Genomic DNA, 1,783 nt, shown 5'->3' with positions numbered 1-1,783 from the left:
TGATATGAACGAAACCTGTCAACCCCCAGCACCATTTTTATTTTTTTGGCAACTCAAATTTAACCCTTGCCTGTCAAGTGATCTTCTTGACAGGCAGGAATTTCATTTACATACTTATCTAGGGTCCAGCACACTTGCTGGACCTGCCCTACGGCGAGTACGGGGTGCAGGGGGTGTGCTCCCTGCGATTTTCTTTTTTAATGAGTTGTTGTCCCATGTTTTACATTCCTTGGCACGAGGGCAAAATGGTACTTGCGCCTGACTGGCACCCTGATATACGTGGATTCACACATTTTAATTCATACGACCAGAGAGATAACCGGCTAACTATTTACGTGCATAAAGTCCGTATTCAACTCCGCACAAAGGGATCACGCGGATTTTCTCTCTGCCTTGCTTTGTACTTTGCCCCCGAGCCTAAGAATGTAATCACGATGTTCGAACAATCTCTTGGCTTTCACCTACCTTTCTTTGGATTCTACCTTTGTAAAGTTACCTGTGAATCGATATAAAACTAGGCTACAGAAGAAGGTTGTTTTTGCCTTTTTCTTTGTTTGTCAACTTCCTTGGCAATGGACCAAATAAATCCGACGAGTTCTCTTGCGACGGCTGTTGCAACGGTTCCCATATGTTTTCCTTTTCCTTGCATTTTCTTATATTTTTTATGTAGACGTTTTTGAGCATCCCAAGAGATGGACGAAACTTCAGATGAGAGTCCTTCTAGGCGGTCCCTTAATCTTCTTCGAATCGCAGGGGAATATCGGTAAGACCAGGCTGCTTCCACCAGCACTCTTCGAACATGCGCATTGCCGACCTTAGTAATACGACCTTGCCGCCGACTGTCGCCGCTCGAACTTTCGCTCGGGACTAAGCCGATGTAGGACATGAGTTGGGCTGCACTAGAAAACCTTCCTATAATATCTCCTAATTCAGCTGCAATGGTCGTAGCGGTTACCAGAGCCACACCGCGAAGTCCTTGTAATGCTTGAATCATGGGAGCTAGGTTACTCATCTCTGCTTGTCGCTCCATTTCTTCTTCATACCGTTTGACCCGACTTGTAGCTTCATGAATACTTTTACGATACTCTTGAAAAACGATATCCTCGGCTTCACGGGAGAACCGTAGCGTATCCAACCACTCTTCATAAGCAAACGACCATAAACGCATTTCTTTGGTAGGTTGAATCTGATGACGTAATAAAAACTTGGTAAGTCTTTGTTTATGCCGATTTAGATCCTCAACAGCATCTTCACGTGCCCGACTAAGATCTCGTAGAGCCTCGTCATCGGGAGTAGGTACATAAATAGGGGTAAGTTCTTTTGCTCGCCAGAGTTGAGCTAGTCGAATGGCATCCCGTTTATCTGTCTTGATTCGTGTTTTAGTATCCAGGGCTTGAGGGGCAGTGACAGTAGAGGAAACGGACCATTCTTGGAACCACCGATGTAATTCAAAACCAGTTGGACCCGCTTCATAACATACATCTAGTGTGACGTCACCTTCCTTCGTAAGTTGATCTACTAACTTACGAACCGCTTCTTTCGTATGAGAGATGCTGCCCCAATACCGTACTGCTTCATCCCGATTTTCTGGAGCGATAGCAACCACAATCTTATTCTTGGAAACGTCTAAACCTACATATTTTTTGGCCATACTCATAATAAACCGACTCCTTTTTGTTTGTAGCTCTGAATTTGGTTTTGAAGGGTTTCAACATCCTCATTCATTTCCAAATTCAACCTATGTGATGCAAAATGGTAGTCGGTTTCGTTCATTTTAACTATT

General features: G+C 44.1%; 1 protein-coding gene. It reads right to left on the bottom strand.

All coding sequences use genetic code 11. The features are described from left to right. Positions 1 to 514 precede the first annotated feature (514 nt). Positions 515 to 1,657, bottom strand: a complete 1,143-nt coding sequence (locus EIZ39_RS26110) for an IS110 family RNA-guided transposase (RefSeq protein ID WP_129204513.1) — start codon at positions 1,655 to 1,657, stop codon at positions 515 to 517. Positions 1,658 to 1,783: the final 126 nt, after the last annotated feature.

The sequence above is a fragment of the Ammoniphilus sp. CFH 90114 genome (assembly GCF_004123195.1).
Taxonomy (GTDB): Bacteria; Bacillota; Bacilli; order Aneurinibacillales; family RAOX-1; genus YIM-78166.
This window is presented reverse-complemented; position numbering and strand designations above follow the sequence as displayed.

What these genes read in the sequence shown, in the direction of transcription:
- EIZ39_RS26110 (WP_129204513.1), bottom strand. Translation starts at nt 1,657, where the DNA reads ATGAGTATGGCCAAAAAATATGTAGGTTTAGACGTTTCCAAGAATAAG.